Consider the following 18,335-nt stretch of genomic DNA (forward strand, 5'->3'; position numbering starts at 1 on the left):
AGATATGTGTTGCTGAGCGATGAAATGGTAGACTGGATGTAATTTTATCGCGATTTAATTATCGAGTGCCATATTTTTACCGCGAGGAGTGTAGTGGCAAATGGCTAAAGACAAGAAAAAAGGGTTCTTTTCATGGTTGGGGTTTGGTCGTAAAAATGAAGAAGATACTCAGAAAACAGACCATCAACAAACAAATACGGCTGACGAAGCTGAAAAACAGCAGCAAGAGCAAGAAGTTGCAATAGATATCGCAACCGCAGAAGCAGAACGACAACATCAAGCCGAGCAGGCTGCCATTAAAGCGGCTGAAGATGAAGCTCAGCGTCAGTATGAGGAACAGCAAGCTGCAATTGAAACAGCAACTGAGCAAGCAGAAAAAGAGCGTGAAGCACAAATAGCGGCGATTCAGGCAGCCCAAGAACAAGCAGAACTTGAACGCCAAAAGGCAGAAGAAGCACGGCTCATAGCAGAGCAGGCGGAGCGTGAGCGTTTGGAAGCTGAGGCAATGCGTGTGGCTGAAGTCGAAATGGAGCGCCAGCGCCAAGCAGAATTAGCCGCTATTCAGGCTGCAGAAGAGGCTTTAGAACAACAGCGTCAAGCTGATTTAGCGACGATTAAAGCAGCGGAAGAACAAGCAGAACGTGAACGCCAAGAAGCCGAAGCGGCACGGTTAGCGGAGGAGCAAGCAGAGCGTGAACGCCAAGAAGCCGAAGCGGCACGGTTAGCAGAAGAGCAAGCAGAACGTGAACGCCAAGAAGCCGAAGCGGCACGGTTAGCGGAAGAACAAGCAGAGCGTGAACACCAAGAAGCCGAAGCAGCACGGTTAGCGGAAGAACAAGCAGAGCGTGAACGCCAAGAAGCCGAAGCAGCACGGTTAGCGGAAGAGCAAGCAGAGCGTGAACGCCAAGAAGCCGAAGCGGCACGGTTAGCGGAAGAGCAAGCAGAGCGTGAACGCCAAGAAGCCGAAGCGGCACGGTTAGCGGAAGAGCAAGCAGAACGTGAACGCCAAGAAGCCGAAGCCGAGTGCTTACGTTTAGAAGAAGAAAAAAATAATTCGCCAACAGAACAAGAAAAACCCAAAAAAGAGGGTTTCTTTGCTAGGCTAAAGAAAGGGTTATTGAAGACCCGTCAAAATTTAGGTTCAGGCTTTTTGGGGTTATTTTCTGGTAAGAAAATTGATGATGACCTATTTGATGAACTTGAAGAACAATTATTAATTGCAGATGTTGGTGTAGATACCACTCGTAAAATTATTAATAACCTCACCGCGCATGCTAGCCGTAAAGACCTGAAAGATGCTGAGGCTTTATATGGCAAATTGCGTGAGGAAATGTCTGATATTTTAGCGAAAGTGGATAAACCACTCGTGATCGAAGATAAAAAACCCTATGTTATTCTAATGGTTGGGGTTAATGGAGTGGGTAAAACAACCACGATTGGTAAATTAGCGCGTCAATACCAGTCGGAAGGGAAAAGCGTCATGTTAGCTGCGGGGGATACTTTCCGTGCCGCAGCGGTTGAACAACTTCAAGTGTGGGGTGAACGTAATAAAATCCCTGTGGTTGCTCAACACACCGGTGCAGACCCCGCCTCAGTTATTTTTGATGCAATTCAATCAGCGCAAGCTAAAGGTGCTGATGTCTTAATTGCTGATACTGCAGGGCGTTTACAAAATAAATCACACTTAATGGAAGAACTGAAGAAAATTGTTCGCGTGATGAAAAAATTGGATGAAAACGCACCGCATGAAATTATGTTAACGCTAGATGCGAGTACTGGACAAAACGCGGTAAGTCAGGCCAAACTTTTTGATGAAGCTGTTGGTTTGACTGGTATCACATTGACTAAGCTCGATGGCACAGCAAAAGGTGGGGTAATTTTCTCTATTGCAGACCAATTTGGTATTCCAATTCGTTACATTGGTATTGGTGAAGGTATTGAAGATTTACGTCCATTTAAAGCAGATGACTTTATCGAGGCTCTATTTGCCCGAGAGGAATAATTTTCGATGATCCGCTTTGAACACGTTAGTAAAGCTTATCGCGGTGGCCGCCAAGCTCTCCAAGGGGTTGATTTTCATATTCAACCAGGGGAAATGGCATTTTTAACAGGCCACTCAGGCGCAGGTAAAAGTACGTTACTTAAACTAATATGTGGCATTGAGCGCCCAAGTGCGGGCCACATTTTGTTTAATGGTCACGATATTAGCCGCTTGAAGAATCGGGAGATCCCATTTCTGCGCAGGCAGATCGGCATGATTTTTCAGGATCACCACCTGCTATTTGATCGAACTGTTTATGATAACGTAGCGATGCCATTGATTATCTCTGGGGCGAGTACAGAAGATATTCGTAGGCGCGTTTCTGCTGCATTGGATAAAGTTGGGTTATTGGATAAAGCGAAAAATTTCCCTATCCAATTATCTGGTGGGGAACAGCAGCGAGTGGGTATTGCACGAGCCGTGGTGAACAAACCAACGATGTTACTCGCGGATGAACCAACCGGTAACCTTGATGGCGAGCTATCGGAAGGTATTATGCGTTTATTTGAAGAGTTTAACCGCGTTGGCGTGACGGTATTAATGGCAACACACGATATTGCATTGATTGAACGTCGTAACTATCGTGTTCTTACACTTAGTGAAGGCCGCATGCTTGGAGGTCAACATGGCTAAGAATGTCCGTAAAGGCAGGCCAGAACGCACCATGCAATCGAAAAGTAAAGCACTAAAGGGCGGGTGGCGTGAGCAATGGCGTTATTCGTGGCTTAATGCACTTGCCGATATGCTTAGGCAACCTTTAGCCACCTTTTTAACGGTGATGGTGATAGCGATTTCACTCGCTTTACCAAGCCTTTGTTATATTGTGTGGAAAAACGTCTCACAAGCAGCAGCACAGTGGTATCCAACACCACAACTCACAGTTTATCTGGATAAATCTCTTGATGAACAAGGGGGTCAAAATGTGGTGACTCAATTACAGGCTCTTGAAGGTGTGGAAAACGTTAATTACCTTTCAAGGGACCAAGCAATGAGCGAATTTCGTAGCTGGTCTGGTTTTAGTACCGCACTTGATATGCTTGAAGAAAACCCATTGCCTGCGGTGGCGATCATAACGCCAAAAATTGACTTTGAAGGGTCAACGGTACTGACCACACTTCGAGACCGGGTCAGTCAAGTGAATGGTATTGAAGAAGTTCGCATGGATGATAGCTGGTTTGCGCGTTTAGCATCATTAACCAATTTGGTGGGGAGCATTGCTTCCGTGATTGGTATTTTAATGATTGTGTCATTGTTCCTTGTAATTGGTAACAGTGTGCGGCTAAATATTTTTGCTCGACGAGATACGATCAATGTGATGAAGTTGATCGGCGCAACTGATGGTTTTATCATGAGGCCATTTTTAAATGGGGGGCTTTTTTTAGGGGCTTTAGGCGCCATAATCTCCTTAATTATGACCTTCTTACTGGTTTGGCAGTTATCGGCTGGTGTTGCGCAAGTCGCAAGTGTGTTTGGGACTCAATTTAATATTGAAGGGCTATTGTGGGAAGAGTCATTATTGATCCTCTTATTATCTGCAATGGTAGGTTGGGTTGCAGCATGGTTGGCGACACTTCAACATTTACGTCATTTTACACCAGAGTAATAGATTGTTTTTAGTGGCTTTTATCGAGGGCTATGGGTAATGAATGCTTATTAGCCCTTGATTTTATTAGGTCTTTATTTTAAAAGTGAACTTAGTCTGGATTGTTTTGTCTTATATTGACCTACTGTTAACAATTCCTGTATATAATTTATTTAATGCCGTTAAACTGCTAAACTCTATGTTTACTTCATGATTAACCAATACGGTTATCGACATCAAACCAATCTGTTTTCCATTTTGTTTATAGAGGATCTGAATGACCAAAGATATGCAATCCTTAGCTCTTGTTCCACAAGGAAGTATTGAAGCCTATGTTAGGGCGGCTAATGCTTACCCGATGCTTACCGCTGAGGAAGAAAAGGAACTTGCTGAACGGCTGCATTACCACGGTGATCTGGATGCTGCCAAGCAACTTATTTTGTCGCATTTGCGCTTTGTTATTCATGTTGCTCGTAGTTATGCGGGGTATGGTTTGCCGCAAGCGGATTTAATTCAGGAAGGAAATATCGGCTTGATGAAAGCGGTGCGTCGTTTTAATCCTGAGGTTGGTGTTCGCTTAGTTTCCTTTGCGGTTCACTGGATCAAAGCAGAAATTCATGAATATGTGTTACGCAATTGGCGTATCGTAAAAGTTGCAACAACTAAATCTCAGCGTAAGCTATTCTTTAATCTAAGAAAAAATAAAAAGCGTCTTGGTTGGTTTAATCAAGAAGAAGTGGATATGGTTGCTGAAGAACTTGGAGTAAGCACGAAAGATGTCCGCGAAATGGAATCTCGCATGGCCGCACAGGATATGGCATTTGATATGTCAGATGACGACGATAGCGGTGATTTCGGCGGTCCAATTGCGCCAGTCTTATTTTTGCAGGATAAATCATCGGATTTTGCAGGTTCCATTGAAGATGATAACTGGGAAAGTCACGCGACTGATCGGCTATCTGATGCATTAGATTCCTTAGATGAGCGCAGCCAAGACATTATTCGGGCACGCTGGCTTGATGATGACAACAAAACGACGTTGCAAGAACTGGCTGATAAGTACGGTGTATCAGCTGAGCGTGTTCGTCAGTTAGAAAAAAATGCCATGAAAAAACTGCGTTTAGCCATGGAAGAAGATGACGACGAGATGTAATTTGTTGTTAAATAAACTGCGGTAAATAATTATCTGCATTTGTCTTCAATAAAATGGAGTATAAATGCAGATAATCACATCTTATATTCTGTTTTTATTTCTGGCCTTATAAATAGGCAAACAACCTACTCTTAGTCGCTATACAACTCTAATGGAAGGCCATCAGGGTCAGCAAAAAACGTGAATCTTTTTTGAGTGTAAGGGTCAATCCGTATTTCTTCACAAGTCACCCCTTGTTTTGCTAAATAAGCGACCCATTTATCTAAGTTATCAACACTAAAAGCAAGGTGGCGAAGCCCTGCTGCTTCGGGGTAGCTCAACCTTGCTGGTGGATCAATAAAACTGAATAATTCAATTTGATAATGTTCCCCAAAAGCTAAGTCTGCTTTCCATGAATGGCTTTCAGCACGGTAGTATTGTGCTAGTAAGTTTAAACCTAAAATACGGCAGTAAAAATCTTTACTGACTTCAAAATTTGAGGCGATGATCGCAACATGATGGATTTTATTTAACTTCATGTAGGTAGCCTATCTGTTTTTCCCATACGTCTGGTTGTATTGTCGCATTAAACCCGCAGGCGGTTAAAAATAATTGCATGTGTTGTTTTTCTTGTGGCAAAACATGACTGAAATTGAACTGCCAGTGTTCTACATCAGGATGAGCTCGGAAAATTTCTTGCATTAAATATAAGCCAACACCTCTGCGATGAGTCGCCTCACGAACACAAAAATCACGAATAATGGCATGATGATGGTCAACGCTCACTTTAGCGGCTGCAAGTAACCTTTCATTAAAGCGAGCAGCATAAAACTGTTCCCCAGTTTTAAGTATTTCAGTAAGTTCATGTTGGCTCTGGTCAGGCCAGATTTTATGTAAGTCTAGGTATTGCTGTTCAGTAGGAATGACCAAAGGGATAATAGTGAGTCTCATGATGTTTTGTCCGTTTCCCTGTAAGGGTTGCAGTCACTGATCCTGCCAGAGTGATCTACAACTGATTTTTGGGTTTTAGAGAGAAAAATTTGGTACGACTTAATTTTCCGAGTTTAGCTCGGATTAATTTAAATTTAACTAGAATATAACACTGGTATTTACATAAAAACCACTTAAACACATTAGTTTTTTATTCTGCATCTAATGTAATTACCTACCATATCCATTTGCTATTTAGCATAATTATCTTGTTTAATGTTATGAAATATATAGCCTTATTCGCTGTATTTTGAAATATCAGGCATTGTACCTGTCAACCATAATAATCTACTACAAATCAAATACAAACACTCAGAACCATGAAGACGGGGACGATAAAATGAAGAATATGAATAAAGCATTATTAGCGGGCTGTATCGCGATGGCATTCAGCTCTGCGGGATGGGCAAAGGAAATTAAAATTGCGGTTGTTGGCGCAATGTCAGGGCCAGTGGCTCAATATGGTGATATGGAATTTACAGGAGCGCGTCAAGCTATTGCAGATATTAATGCAAAAGGTGGCATTAATGGTAATACACTAGTTGCAGTTGAATACGATGACGCTTGTGACCCGAAGCAAGCAGTTGCAGTTGCCAATAAAGTAATCAATGATGGTATTCGCCATGTTATTGGTCATCTGTGCTCTTCTTCTACTCAGCCTGCATCGGATATCTATGAAGATGAAGGCGTGATTATGATCACCCCTGCGGCAACGAACGCCGACCTCACTACCCGTGGTTACCAAATGGTATTGCGTACGACGGGTTTAGACTCTGACCAAGGGCCTACCGCAGTTAAATATATTTTAGATGAGGTTAAGCCAACTCGTATCGCTGTGGTACACGATAAACAGCAGTATGGTGAAGGTTTAGCGCGCTCTGTTCGTGAAAACCTCAATAAAGCTGGTGTAAAAGAAGTGATGTTTGAAGGGGTTACCGCTGGTGACAAAGATTTTTCAGCATTAGTGGCGAAGCTGAAAAAAGAAAACGTAGATTTTGTATACTTCGGTGGTTATTACCCAGAAATGGGGCAAATTTTACGCCAAGCGAAGCAATCTGGTCTAAACATCCGTTTTATGGGGCCTGAAGGTGTTGGTAACTCGTCATTATCGAATATCGCTGGTGATGCTTCGGAAGGGATGCTAGTCACATTACCAAAGCGCTATGACCAAGTTGCCACTAACCAACCTATTGTTGATGCAATTAAAGCGAAAAAAGAAGATCCAACAGGGCCATTTGTGTGGACAACTTATGCTGCTATCCAAGGTTTAACTACGGCAATGGAGCGTACAGGTAGTGTTGAGCCTGAAGATTTAGTCAAAGATTTGAAAGCAAATCCAGTTGAAACTGTAATGGGAACGCTAAGCTGGCAGCCAAACGGGGACTTGAAAGGTTTCGAGTTTGGTGTATTTGAATGGCACAAAGATGGGACTTCCACCTCTGTAAAATAGTCGCGAGTCGTGTTCCAAAGTAGTGAATAAGAACCGGAAGAGAGTCACTTTCTTCCGGCTTCTGTTCTCTACATAGGACAAGCAGTTCGAAAGGATAGTCTTATGTCAGATCAAATTCTTTATTTTATTCAGCAATTCCTTAATGGATTGACTCTTGGCAGCACCTACGCACTCATCGCTATAGGTTATACCATGGTGTACGGCATCATTGGTATGATTAACTTTGCTCATGGCGAAGTGTATATGATAGGCAGCTATGTTTCTTTTATTGTGATCGCAGGCTTAATGATGCTTGGGATTGACGTTGGCTGGATCTTAGTCGCTGCGGCATTTGTTGCCGCGATCGTTGTTTCCAGTGCTTATGGTTGGAGTATTGAGCGTGTTGCTTATCGGCCTGTACGTCATTCTAAACGTTTAATTGCATTGATCTCGGCGATCGGGATGTCTATTTTTCTACAAAACTATGTCAGTTTGTCACAAGGTTCACGGGACTTAGCGTTACCAAGCCTAATTACAGGGCAATGGGTGCTCGGTGAAAGTGATGGTTTTGCAGCAACAGTTACGAAAATGCAGTTAACAATATGGGTGGTAACACTGCTAGCGATGCTGGCGTTAACCGTATTTATTCGTTATTCAAAGATGGGAAGAGCCTGTCGTGCTTGTGCTGAAGACTTAAAAATGGCGAGTTTACTTGGCATTAATACCGACCGAGTCATTTCGTTAACTTTTGTTATTGGTGCTGCAATGGCCGCAGTAGCCGGTGTTTTGTTAGGGCAATTTTATGGTGTTATTAACCCATATATTGGCTTTATGGCTGGGATGAAAGCCTTTACGGCAGCAGTATTAGGTGGAATAGGCAGTATTCCTGGCGCCATGCTAGGTGGTTTAATTCTTGGTGTGGCTGAAGCGATGACTTCTGCATATTTGAGCACTGAATACAAAGATGTCGTGTCATTTGGTTTATTAATCGGTGTGTTATTAATCATGCCTACCGGCATTCTGGGACGCCCGGAGGTCGAAAAAGTATGAGAAAAGAAAATTGGATTAACGCCATTGTAGCCTCAGCCACTTTTTTTGTGCTGGCGTTATTTATGATGGGGATGCAACTTACACTTGATGGAACAAAACTGGTTGTCACAATGGGGGATTCTGTTCGTTGGAATTGGATTCTTGCAGGGATTGTCGTCATTTTTGTGTACCAGCTTGTCCGCCCAACGTTAAGTAAAGTATGGAAAGGCGTTCCTAAGAAAGCTTGGTCTATTCCTGATTTTGATGGTTCCACAACAAAACAGAAAATCTTAGCGGTCATAATCATTATTGCTGCAATTATTTGGCCATTTCTAGTTTCACGTGGAAGTGTTGATATTGCGACTTTAACACTAATTTATGTGATGTTAGGGTTGGGGTTAAACGTTGTTGTTGGCCTTTCTGGTTTACTGGTTTTAGGTTATGCAGGCTTCTATGCGATAGGCGCTTATACTTTCGGGTTATTAAATCATTACTATGGTTTTGGTTTCTGGGAAAGTTTACCGATTGCAGGGTTAACCGCGGCATTAGCCGGTTTTTTACTAGGCTTCCCTGTTCTGAGATTAAGAGGTGACTATCTTGCGATTGTGACGCTCGGTTTTGGGGAAATTGTACGTATTTTATTACTCAATAATACTGAGATCACAGGTGGGCCGAATGGGATTAGCCAGTTACCTAAACCTACATTGTTTGGTCTTGAGTTTAGCCGTACAGCAAAAGAGGGATGGGACACATTCCATAACTTTTTTGGGTTAGATTATAGCCCTGGTGATCGGATTATTTTTCTCTATTTTGTCGCGCTACTGCTAGTTGTATTGACGCTGTTTATCATTAATCGGCTGCTTCGAATGCCGTTAGGCCGTGCGTGGGAAGCGTTGCGTGAAGATGAAATTGCATGTCGCTCACTAGGCTTGAGTCCAACGCGAATTAAATTAACCGCTTTTACTATTAGTGCCGCTTTTGCGGGGTTTGCGGGGACATTATTTGCCGCAAGACAAGGGTTTATTAGCCCAGAGTCATTTACCTTTGTTGAGTCTGCATTTGTACTGGCTATTGTTGTACTTGGGGGAATGGGCTCGCAAACATCGGTGATTTTAGCCGCTATTATCTTAGTTGTATCAAGGGAAATGATGCGTGACCTTAACCAATACAGCATGTTGTTATTGGGGGCATTGATGGTATTGATGATGATTTGGCGGCCACAAGGCTTATTACCAATGAAACGTCGACAAATGCAGGTTAAAAAAGTACCTGAAGGGGAGGGCGCATGAGTCAATTAACTTCCCCTTTATTACAGGTCAGTGGCTTAACCATGCGTTTTGGTGGCTTACTTGCGGTTAATGATGTCGAACTAGGGATTAATCAGGGTGAAATAGTGTCCTTAATTGGGCCTAACGGCGCAGGGAAAACAACCATTTTTAACTGCTTAACTGGCTTTTATAAGCCGACTAGTGGCACTATCTTATACCATGATAAACACCTTGAAGGCCTATCAGGGCAAGCTATCGCGCGTTTAGGGGTTATCCGAACTTTTCAACACGTGCGGTTGTTCAAAGAAATGACTGTCATTGAGAACCTACTTGTTGCGCAACACCAACATTTGAAAAGTGGTATTTTTTCTGGTCTTTTAAAGACTCCAGGTTTTCGCCGTGCAGAGTCAGAAGCTCTTGATAATGCGGTAAAATGGTTGGAGCGAGTTGACCTATTACCGTTTGCTAATCGGCAAGCAGGTAATTTAGCGTATGGGCAACAACGACGTTTAGAGATCGCACGCTGTATGGTGACTCGCCCTGAAATTTTGATGTTAGACGAACCCGCAGCAGGACTTAACCCTAAAGAAACTAATGACTTAGATGAATTAATTGCTGAATTACGCAGCCATCATAATGTTTCTATCTTATTAATTGAACATGATATGAAATTAGTGATGGGGATTTCAGACCGTATTTATGTTGTGAATCAAGGTACGCCATTAGCCAATGGTACACCAAATGAAATTCGCCAACATCCAGATGTGATTAAGGCCTATTTGGGGGAAGCTTACTGATGTTAGAGTTTAAAAAAGTTTCTACTCACTATGGGAAGATACAAGCACTGCATGGGATCAGCTTAAATATTCAAAAGGGTGAAATTGTGACCCTAATTGGTGCTAATGGTGCAGGGAAAACAACCTTATTAAGCACCTTGTGTGGCGACCCTCGAGCATCTGAAGGCCAAGTTATCTACCGAGGTGTGGATATTACGCAATTACCTACATCGAAAATTATGCGTGAAGATATTGCATTAGTGCCAGAAGGGCGGCGTGTATTTTCTCGTATGACGGTAGAAGAAAACCTCGCCATGGGGGGATTTTTCGCTAATCGCCAAGAGTATCAAGAACGTATTGAACGAGTATATACGCTATTTCCAAGGCTCTATGAACGTCGAAACCAACGCTCGGGGACGATGTCAGGTGGGGAACAACAAATGCTTGCCATAGGGCGTGCTTTAATGAGTCAGCCTGAATTGTTGTTACTCGATGAGCCGTCACTAGGGTTGGCTCCGATTATTATTATGCAAATTTTTGATACGATTCAACAGCTACGGGAAGAAGGAATGACCATTTTCCTTGTTGAGCAAAATGCTAATCAAGCTTTGAAACTCGCTGATCGCGGGTATGTACTGGAAAATGGGCGTATTGTCCTGGAAGACAGTGGAAAAGCCTTGTTAGCCAATGAGGCTGTCAGAAATGCTTATTTAGGCGGTTAGTGAGAATATATTAAATACTTCGGGCTGTGGGAGTGTAATAGCTCGAAGTATTTAATACCAATGCTTTCTGTATTATTTTTTTATAATAGTAATTTTAAGCTTATCTTTATTATCATTAATATGTTTTAAAACACCATTATTATTATTCATTAATTCAAGTGTGCCGTCGTCACGTTTAGTTAAATAGGTTTTTCTTTCGACTGAGATTAATAAGTTTGGCAATTCACGACCAAAACTAGTAGTTACATTTATATATTTAAATTTTTTATTAGCCGTAATGATACAATCGCCATTTTCTGTTTCTTTAATCGTAAAACTAGTTCTCATATCATCAATTGATTCATCATTTTGGATTGTATCTATAGCGTTATTTCCTATAATATAATTATCATCTTTGTTTATTTTATGTAAACGAGTGAGCGGGTCGGCAAGAAAGCCTTGATGAGTGATTTGTGATATTATTTGTGCGTTTTCTGAACCGAATTTTGCAGTAAGAACTCTTGCATCTTTAATATTTACTGTGTTTTCTTGGCGATATGGGGTGTGTAAATAAACATTCATTCTATTGAAATCTTTGTTGAATTTATCAGATAGTTCCCTATCAAAAGTAAATCCATCAGATTCAAGAATGTGACCCAGAGCGGTAGATGTCGTTTTATCATCACTATTTGGAGTAAATCTTTCTATTTTAGTTTTTAATATAATTGAAGTTGAATTTTTATCATGAATAATTTCTTTTTTATATTTACTAAGATTCTTAAAGTATTGCTTAAGGGAAATAATTTTACTTTTATTATTTAATGTCTGTTTTCTTTTATTTATTATTGATAACCTGAATGATTCTAAAATTGATTCTAACGCTATTTTAATTCTGTGAATAGAACTTGGGAGTGATTTTTTATTCGAGCTGTTATTTTTTATACAGTGAGTATTTTCGGGGGAATAGACAATATTCTTAGTAATTTTAGTCATAAAGGGTCACTTAGTAATATATTTAAATTTAGGGTAGATTATCCCACCCTAAATTTAATGTATTGCAAAAATAGATAACTATTAATTTGGTATTTATCTTTTATAAGTGACCTGTTTTGTGAAGAGCTTATCTCATTAGAGTGAGTTCTAGCCGTGTTATCTGTTCATTTTTCTATTTTTACGGAATGTGAAGTATCTCCCATTTCAGCTATTTGCTTGTTTCTATGTATAAAATTAAATGTATATACAACTTTTTCCATAGAAACAGAGAGCTACTTGTTGTTGTATAACTTTTCTGACTCCCCTTTTTCCACTGTTCGTATAAAAATTCAAATTTAAATGTATATACTTTGTGAATTAAATGTATATATATTTGAATGCAAGATAAATGATTTCAATGAATAGATAGTCTCGAGCACGTTGATATTGATTTAATGTATTGATTTTAAATCAGTTAACTGACCTGAAAATAAAGGTGAATTGTCGCTAACAAGGTATCTCGTAGATTATCACCGTAGAAAATTGTTAATTTAAAGTTAATTGAAAATGGATGATAGGGGATACAACCATGCAAAACCGTACAGACTTAACTCGAGTGATCCGCGCTCCACGAGGCAGTGAAAAAGCCTGTAAAAGCTGGCTGACTGAAGCCGCGTACCGGATGATCCAAAATAATTTAGACCCCGATGTTGCTGAGCACCCTCAAAGCTTAGTGGTTTATGGTGGTATCGGTCGTGCAGCCCGTGATTGGGAATGTTATGACAAAATTTTAGAAGTATTAAAAACATTGGAAGACGACCAAACCTTGTTAGTTCAGTCAGGTAAACCTGTCGGAGTATTTCCTACTCATCCAGATGCTCCACGTGTACTAATTGCCAACTCAAATATTGTTCCACATTGGGCGAATTGGGAGCACTTTAATGAGTTAGATCGCAAAGGTTTGATGATGTATGGGCAGATGACCGCGGGTTCATGGATCTATATTGGTTCTCAGGGGATAGTTCAAGGTACCTATGAGACTTTTGTTTCACTTGCAAAACAACATTTTGATGGCAATGCTGCGGGCCGTTGGATTTTAACGGGAGGGCTCGGTGGAATGGGAGGAGCGCAACCTTTAGCCGCGACGATGGCCGGTTTTAGCATGATTGCGGTTGAATGTGATGAAAGCCGTATCGACTTCCGTTTAAGAACCCGTTATGTGGATAAAAAAGCCACTTCACTCGATGAAGCATTGCAATACATTGAAGAAGCAAAAGCGACAGGTAAGCCGGTATCTGTGGGGCTATTAGGTAACGCCGCAGATATTTACAGTGAGTTAGTCAAGCGCAATATAACCCCTGATTCTGTGACTGACCAAACGAGTGCTCATGACCCTGTTCATGGCTATTTACCTCAAGGCTGGTCATTAAATCAATGGCGAGAAAAACAAGAAACCGCTCCAACTGAGGTCACGAAAGCTGCTAAGAAAAGTATGGCGGTTCAAGTGGATGCCATGTTGACAATGCAAAAACGTGGCTCTGCTGCTTTTGACTATGGTAACAATATTCGACAAATGGCTAAGGATGAAGGTATCAGTAATGCCTTTGATTTTCCTGGGTTTGTTCCTGCTTATATTCGACCATTATTTTGTGAAGGGATCGGTCCATTCCGTTGGGTCGCTTTATCGGGAGACCCCGAAGATATTTATAAAACCGATCAAAAAGTCAAAGAGTTATTGCCTGACGACAAGCACTTACATAATTGGCTAGACATGGCCCGTGAGCGCATTGCTTTTCAAGGTCTGCCAGCACGCATCTGTTGGGTAGGGTTAAAAGATAGAGAAAGGTTAGGCCGAGCTTTTAATGAAATGGTGAAAAGTGGCGAATTAAAAGGACCTATTGTGATTGGGCGTGATCATTTAGATTCAGGTTCAGTGGCAAGCCCGCACCGTGAAACAGAATCAATGAAAGATGGTTCTGATGCCGTTTCTGACTGGCCGCTATTGAACGCATTATTAAATACTGCGGGAGGCGCTACATGGGTTAGCTTACACCATGGTGGTGGTGTGGGTATGGGCTTTTCTCAGCATTCAGGCGTAGTCATTGTCTGTGATGGAACAGATGCTGCCGATAAGCGTTTAGCTCGTGTCTTACATAATGACCCAGCAACGGGGGTTATGCGCCATGCGGATGCAGGTTATGACATTGCAATTAACTGCGCCAAACAGCAAGGGCTTAATTTGCCAATGGTTAAGTAATGTTGTTTGCCGGCGACTGTTGAGCCGGCAACATTCTGGAATAATAAGGAATTCAGTATGAATGCTGCATCAATTCAGAAAAAACAAGGGCCACTGGCAGGGATCAAAGTGATCGATTTAAGCCGTGTATTAGCGGGTCCTTATTGCACCGGTATGATGGCTGATCTTAGTGCTGAAGTCATTAAAATTGAAGTGCCTAATCATGGTGATGATAGCCGCCATTTAGGGCCTTTTATTGATGGTGAAAGCGTTTATTACGGCTTGATTAATCGTGGGAAACGTAGCATTGAGCTGGATCTTAAAGCGGATGAAGACCGCGCTATTCTTTTTCGATTAGTTAAAGAAAGCGATGTTGTTGTTGAAAACTTCCGCCCCGGTGTTACTAAAAGGCTCGGTATTGATTTTGATAGCTTAAAAAATCATAACCCTAAATTAATCTATGCCAGTATTTCAGGGTTTGGTCAAAACAGCCCATTAGCAAGTTACCCTGCGTATGACATTGTGGCACAAGCGATGTCAGGTTTAATGAGTGTCACAGGGTTCCCTGAAACGGGGCCAACGCGTAGTGGCGAATCTATCGGAGATGTCTGTGCTGGTATGTTTGCTTCATGGGCGATCAGCAGCGCGTTATTTGCCCGAGAACGACACAATGAGGCGGCACAATACATTGATGTTGCTATGGTTGATGTGTTACTGAGTATGCAATTAACCGGGCTTTCAAACTTATTTGCTCATAATAAAGCACCAAGTTTAGTTGGGAATCGCCATCCTGTTTCTACGCCATTTGATACTTACCATGCAAAAGATGGTTTAGTGGTAATAGCGATTGCCAGTGAAAAACTATTTCAACGTTTTTGCGAGTGCATGGGGAAAACTGAGCTTTGTCAAGACCCCCGTTATTTTGATGACCCCACCAGAACGCAACACCAAGCGGATTTAAGAAAAGAGATCGAAAGCTGGACTTGCCAAAAAACCGTTGAAGAAGTGTGTGATTTATTGTTAAACGCAGGGGTACCGGCTTCACCAATCCATGATTTACAGCAAGCAACACAGAGCGAGCATGCACAAGTACGCCAAGTACTCACTTATTTAAATGATGGTGGTACCCCGTTGATTTCTCAGCCCGTTTTTTTCAATGGTAATAAGCCACATTCAACATTACGAGCCCCTGTATTAGGTGAGGCAAATGCTATTTATAAGCCAGCGAAAACAACAACTAAAAATGCGGAGACAATGTTATGAGCTTTGAAATTAATGAAACTGAACAGGCAATTGTTGATGCAGTAGAAAAAGTATGTCACGACATTTTGCAACCTAATGCACAACGCTATGATGAAACCGAAACGTTCTGTGCTGAAAGTCTACAAGCGTTGGGAGAAATGGGGTGCTGGGGGATCAATTTACCTGAACAGTATGGTGGTTTTGGTATTGGTAGTATTGCGATGAGTAGGGTTGTTGAGGCTGTGGCGGCAGCTTGTGCATCTACCTCATCTGCATTAACAGCCCATTTCCTAGCAACAGATTCAATTTTAGTGGGGGGAACGGAAGAACAAAAAGCATATTGGCTACCGAAAGCGGCAACAGGTGAAATGTTAGGAGCATTCGGTTTAACAGAACCAGCTGCTGGCTCTAACCCAGCCGATATGCGAACAGTCGCTACACGTGAAAACAGCGGCTGGCGTATCCGAGGTAACAAACACTATATTACCAATGCTAAAGAAGCCGATTTTATCGTGTTGTATGCCAAAACAGATGTTGAGGCAGGAGCCCGCGGGATCAGCGCTTTTATGATCCCAAAAGGCACAGAAGGCGTGGCCTTTTCACAGCCAGAGAAAACCATGGGGCTACGTGGCAGTACGATTTATGAATTAGCTTTAAATTGTTGGCTACCTGAATCTGCCTTATTAGGTGAGGAAAATAAAGGGTTCCATACGGCAATGGAAGTACTAGATAAAGGCCGTGTCGAAGTGGCAGCAACTTCGCTCGGTATTGCTCGGGCAGCGATGGAAAGTGCTTTAGGTTGGGTCAAAGAACGTCAAATTGGTAAAAAACCATTAGCTGCATACCAAGGGACACAATGGCGTATCGCCGATATGCACACGCAACTTGAAGCCGCACGTATGTTGACATGGCGCGCCGCTGAGTTACGTGATTCAGGAGAGCGCTTTAGCTTGCAGTCAGCCACAGCAAAATTATTTGCTGCTGAATGTGCTGGTTTCGTGACTGATGCTGCATTACAGCTTCATGGTGGGTATGGCTATATTCGTGACCTTCCATTAGAACGTTATGTACGTGATGCACGAATTTTACGGATTTTTGAAGGTACTTCGGAGATCCAAAAGATCATTATTTCTCGTGCGGTTTTAGATGCGATTTAATTTATTTTAAAAATAATGAGCGAGTAGGCGGGACAGGCGGCTACTCGTTCATAAGGCAGCATAGGAGCACTACCTGACAACAGGATCATGGAATTAAAACACAACAACAATCAGGTTTAAGAATGTATTTCAATTAGTTACTGTGGATGAATAATAGATAAAACATCATCCAGCGTAATGGTTAATAACTGTACCTTACGATTGTAGTTATTGCGGGTTCATTACGATTAATTGGTTCATTCTTTAGGCCAGCCTTGCTTAAAGAGGAGTTACCATGACAGTATCAAACGACATCGCGACAGGGCAAAAAAGTCGGCAGGAGAATGTACCACTAATCGAAGCTCGTTCCATCGATTACATTCCTGAGTCTGAACGCCATGGCACCTTATCGAGTCAATTTACACTTTGGTTCGGTTCTAATTTGCAGATAACAGCAATTGTAACCGGTGCATTAGCTGTAGTACTTGGTGGGGACGTGTTCTGGTCATTAATCGGCTTATTTATTGGCCAATTGCTAGGTGGTTCAGTAATGGCTTTGCATGCAGTGCAAGGGCCAAAGCTGGGGTTACCACAAATGATTTCTAGCCGTGTGCAGTTTGGGGTATACGGTGCCGTTATCCCTATTTTATTAGTATGCATGATGTATGTTGGGTTCTCTGCCAGTGGCACGGTATTAGCGGGGCAAGCGGTTGGTCAGCTTATGCATGTAAGTGACTGGATGGGGATTTTAATATTTGGTGCCGTGATTATTGGGATCACCATTTGTGGCTACCGAATTATTCATATTCTCGGAAAAGCAGCGAGCGTGATTGGAGTGATTACGTTCTTTTATCTATTTTTCCGTCTGTTTTATATGAATGATGTTTCGGTATTACTGGAAAATCGTCATTTTGATTGGACGCACTTTTTATTAGCCATGTCATTATCAGCATCTTGGCAAATTGCATTTGGCCCTTATGTTGCGGACTACTCGCGTTATTTACCGACAAAAACGCCAACAATTAAAGCATTTATGGCAGTAGGTGCAGGGACTGTTATTGGTACGCAAGCCTCTATGATTTTAGGTGTATTTGCGGCGGCCCTTGCAGGGAATAAATTTGCGGGTAATGAAGTTGCTTATATTGTGGGCTTAGGTAGTACAGGGTTAATTGCGGCGTTGTTATATATCAGTATTTTCTTTGGTAAGGTCACAATAACGGCTCTAAATGCTTACGGTAGTTTTATGTCGATGGCTGCGATTTGGTGTGGCTTCCGTGGTAAAAGCCAAATTTCTCGTGGGCAGCGGTTATTTTTCATTATTCTGATGGTGAGTTTTTCGACAGCTTTAGGGTTGGCAGGGCAACATTCTTTTCTAAAACTGTTCTCTTCTTTCTTATTATTTTTACTGGCATTTTTCACTCCTTGGAGTGCGATAAACCTAGTGGATTATTATTGGGTGACAAAAGGTCGCTACGATGTACCTGAACTTGCAAACCCTGATGGCCGTTATGGTCGCTGGAATAAAGTAGGGATCGTGACCTATGTTGTTGGGGTATTGATCCAATTACCTTTTATTTCAACAGGTTTCTATACCGGTCCTTTAGTTGAAAAACTGGGTGGTGTTGATATTTCATGGATTGTCGGTTTAGTTGCAACCAGTATTATTTATTATATCGCGATAAAAAAATGGCCAATGTCTGTTGCTGATAAATTGATATTACCTACAACAAAATAATGTGAAATACCCCTTATTTAATTATTAACAGATTTATTTAAAAGATAATTGAGCAAGCCAATAGTA

At 41.8% G+C, this 18,335-nt stretch carries 16 protein-coding genes; 13 read left to right on the forward strand and 3 right to left on the reverse strand.

The annotated features are described in order from the left end of the window. Positions 1 to 100: 100 nt before the first annotated feature. The 4 genes from ftsY (at position 101) to rpoH (ending at position 4,776) form a co-directional block, all read left to right on the forward strand. Positions 101 to 2,002, forward strand: a complete 1,902-nt coding sequence (gene ftsY / locus ACPEH5_RS12225; RefSeq protein ID WP_423727038.1) for a signal recognition particle-docking protein FtsY — start codon at positions 101 to 103, stop codon at positions 2,000 to 2,002. 6 nt (positions 2,003 to 2,008) lie between these two features. After that, positions 2,009 to 2,674 carry a cell division ATP-binding protein FtsE gene (ftsE, locus tag ACPEH5_RS12230; RefSeq protein ID WP_042846331.1) on the forward strand — a complete coding sequence of 222 codons (666 nt, stop codon included), beginning with the start codon at positions 2,009 to 2,011 and terminating at the stop codon, positions 2,672 to 2,674. Next, positions 2,667 to 3,644, forward strand: coding sequence for a permease-like cell division protein FtsX (gene ftsX, locus ACPEH5_RS12235; RefSeq protein ID WP_042846328.1), 978 nt, complete (start codon positions 2,667 to 2,669; stop codon positions 3,642 to 3,644). Before ftsE ends, ftsX begins: the two co-directional genes overlap by 8 nt. 256 nt (positions 3,645 to 3,900) lie before the next feature. Next, positions 3,901 to 4,776, forward strand: a complete 876-nt coding sequence (gene rpoH / locus ACPEH5_RS12240) for an RNA polymerase sigma factor RpoH (RefSeq protein WP_042846326.1) — start codon at positions 3,901 to 3,903, stop codon at positions 4,774 to 4,776. A gap of 131 nt (positions 4,777 to 4,907) precedes the next feature. On the opposite strand, the gene ACPEH5_RS12245 is transcribed toward rpoH, so the two are convergent. Both ACPEH5_RS12245 and panM read right to left on the reverse strand, forming a co-directional pair. Further along, a complete protein-coding gene (locus ACPEH5_RS12245) occupies positions 4,908 to 5,294 on the reverse strand; it encodes a VOC family protein (protein WP_048606112.1) in 387 nt (128 codons plus the stop codon). Then, a complete protein-coding gene (gene panM, locus ACPEH5_RS12250) occupies positions 5,281 to 5,706 on the reverse strand; it encodes an aspartate 1-decarboxylase autocleavage activator PanM (protein WP_129466448.1) in 426 nt (141 codons plus the stop codon). Before panM ends, ACPEH5_RS12245 begins: the two co-directional genes overlap by 14 nt. A 379-nt stretch (positions 5,707 to 6,085) precedes the next feature. On the opposite strand from panM, the gene ACPEH5_RS12255 reads away from it, so the two are divergent. The 5 genes from ACPEH5_RS12255 (at position 6,086) to livF (ending at position 10,969) form a co-directional block, all read left to right on the forward strand. Next, the gene (locus ACPEH5_RS12255) at positions 6,086 to 7,195 is read left to right on the forward strand and encodes a branched-chain amino acid ABC transporter substrate-binding protein (RefSeq protein WP_042846321.1); all 1,110 of its coding nucleotides are present in this window, start codon (positions 6,086 to 6,088) and stop codon (positions 7,193 to 7,195) included. A 102-nt stretch (positions 7,196 to 7,297) separates the two neighbouring features. Further along, entirely contained in the window at positions 7,298 to 8,224 is a 927-nt protein-coding gene (gene livH, locus ACPEH5_RS12260) for a high-affinity branched-chain amino acid ABC transporter permease LivH (RefSeq protein WP_042846319.1), read from the forward strand. Then, a complete protein-coding gene (locus tag ACPEH5_RS12265) occupies positions 8,221 to 9,492 on the forward strand; it encodes a high-affinity branched-chain amino acid ABC transporter permease LivM (RefSeq protein WP_042846314.1) in 1,272 nt (423 codons plus the stop codon). Before livH ends, ACPEH5_RS12265 begins: the two co-directional genes overlap by 4 nt. Further along, on the forward strand, positions 9,489 to 10,268 hold the full coding sequence (gene livG, locus ACPEH5_RS12270) for a high-affinity branched-chain amino acid ABC transporter ATP-binding protein LivG (RefSeq protein ID WP_048606117.1): 780 nt from the start codon (positions 9,489 to 9,491) through the stop codon (positions 10,266 to 10,268). Before ACPEH5_RS12265 ends, livG begins: the two co-directional genes overlap by 4 nt. Next, complete coding sequence (gene livF / locus ACPEH5_RS12275) at positions 10,268 to 10,969, forward strand: high-affinity branched-chain amino acid ABC transporter ATP-binding protein LivF (RefSeq protein ID WP_042846311.1); 702 nt, start codon at positions 10,268 to 10,270, stop codon at positions 10,967 to 10,969. Before livG ends, livF begins: the two co-directional genes overlap by 1 nt. Positions 10,970 to 11,041: 72 nt before the next feature. Here livF and ACPEH5_RS12280 read toward each other — a convergent pair whose 3' ends face one another. Then, positions 11,042 to 11,941, reverse strand: coding sequence for a hypothetical protein (locus ACPEH5_RS12280; RefSeq protein WP_166686609.1), 900 nt, complete (start codon positions 11,939 to 11,941; stop codon positions 11,042 to 11,044). A gap of 568 nt (positions 11,942 to 12,509) precedes the next feature. Between ACPEH5_RS12280 and hutU the strand changes: the two genes are divergently transcribed. The 4 genes from hutU (at position 12,510) to ACPEH5_RS12300 (ending at position 18,269) form a co-directional block, all read left to right on the forward strand. After that, complete coding sequence (gene hutU / locus ACPEH5_RS12285; protein ID WP_042846308.1) at positions 12,510 to 14,177, forward strand: urocanate hydratase; 1,668 nt, start codon at positions 12,510 to 12,512, stop codon at positions 14,175 to 14,177. A gap of 57 nt (positions 14,178 to 14,234) precedes the next feature. After that, on the forward strand, positions 14,235 to 15,419 hold the full coding sequence (locus ACPEH5_RS12290; protein ID WP_210814600.1) for a CaiB/BaiF CoA transferase family protein: 1,185 nt from the start codon (positions 14,235 to 14,237) through the stop codon (positions 15,417 to 15,419). Then, positions 15,416 to 16,555 (forward strand): acyl-CoA dehydrogenase family protein, encoded by a 1,140-nt coding sequence (locus tag ACPEH5_RS12295; RefSeq protein WP_042846305.1) that lies wholly within the window; start codon positions 15,416 to 15,418, stop codon positions 16,553 to 16,555. Before ACPEH5_RS12290 ends, ACPEH5_RS12295 begins: the two co-directional genes overlap by 4 nt. Before the next feature lie 274 nt (positions 16,556 to 16,829). Further along, a complete protein-coding gene (locus ACPEH5_RS12300) occupies positions 16,830 to 18,269 on the forward strand; it encodes a purine-cytosine permease family protein (protein ID WP_042846304.1) in 1,440 nt (479 codons plus the stop codon). The last annotated feature ends 66 nt before the right edge of the window (positions 18,270 to 18,335 follow it).

The organism is Providencia sp. NPDC089933, from assembly GCF_049545585.1.
Lineage (GTDB): Bacteria > Pseudomonadota > Gammaproteobacteria > Enterobacterales > Enterobacteriaceae > Providencia > Providencia huashanensis.

Coding starts and splice junctions, on each gene's coding strand:
- panM (WP_129466448.1), bottom strand. CDS start 5,706: ATGAGACTCACTATTATCCCTTTGGTCATTCCTACTGAACAGCAATAC.
- ACPEH5_RS12255 (WP_042846321.1), top strand. CDS start 6,086: ATGAAGAATATGAATAAAGCATTATTAGCGGGCTGTATCGCGATGGCA.
- livF (WP_042846311.1), top strand. CDS start 10,268: ATGTTAGAGTTTAAAAAAGTTTCTACTCACTATGGGAAGATACAAGCA.
- ACPEH5_RS12295 (WP_042846305.1), top strand. CDS start 15,416: ATGAGCTTTGAAATTAATGAAACTGAACAGGCAATTGTTGATGCAGTA.
- ACPEH5_RS12280 (WP_166686609.1), bottom strand. CDS start 11,941: ATGACTAAAATTACTAAGAATATTGTCTATTCCCCCGAAAATACTCAC.
- rpoH (WP_042846326.1), top strand. CDS start 3,901: ATGACCAAAGATATGCAATCCTTAGCTCTTGTTCCACAAGGAAGTATT.
- ACPEH5_RS12290 (WP_210814600.1), top strand. CDS start 14,235: ATGAATGCTGCATCAATTCAGAAAAAACAAGGGCCACTGGCAGGGATC.
- livH (WP_042846319.1), top strand. CDS start 7,298: ATGTCAGATCAAATTCTTTATTTTATTCAGCAATTCCTTAATGGATTG.
- ACPEH5_RS12300 (WP_042846304.1), top strand. CDS start 16,830: ATGACAGTATCAAACGACATCGCGACAGGGCAAAAAAGTCGGCAGGAG.
- ACPEH5_RS12265 (WP_042846314.1), top strand. CDS start 8,221: ATGAGAAAAGAAAATTGGATTAACGCCATTGTAGCCTCAGCCACTTTT.
- ftsE (WP_042846331.1), top strand. CDS start 2,009: ATGATCCGCTTTGAACACGTTAGTAAAGCTTATCGCGGTGGCCGCCAA.
- hutU (WP_042846308.1), top strand. CDS start 12,510: ATGCAAAACCGTACAGACTTAACTCGAGTGATCCGCGCTCCACGAGGC.
- ACPEH5_RS12245 (WP_048606112.1), bottom strand. CDS start 5,294: ATGAAGTTAAATAAAATCCATCATGTTGCGATCATCGCCTCAAATTTT.
- ftsY (WP_423727038.1), top strand. CDS start 101: ATGGCTAAAGACAAGAAAAAAGGGTTCTTTTCATGGTTGGGGTTTGGT.
- livG (WP_048606117.1), top strand. CDS start 9,489: ATGAGTCAATTAACTTCCCCTTTATTACAGGTCAGTGGCTTAACCATG.
- ftsX (WP_042846328.1), top strand. CDS start 2,667: ATGGCTAAGAATGTCCGTAAAGGCAGGCCAGAACGCACCATGCAATCG.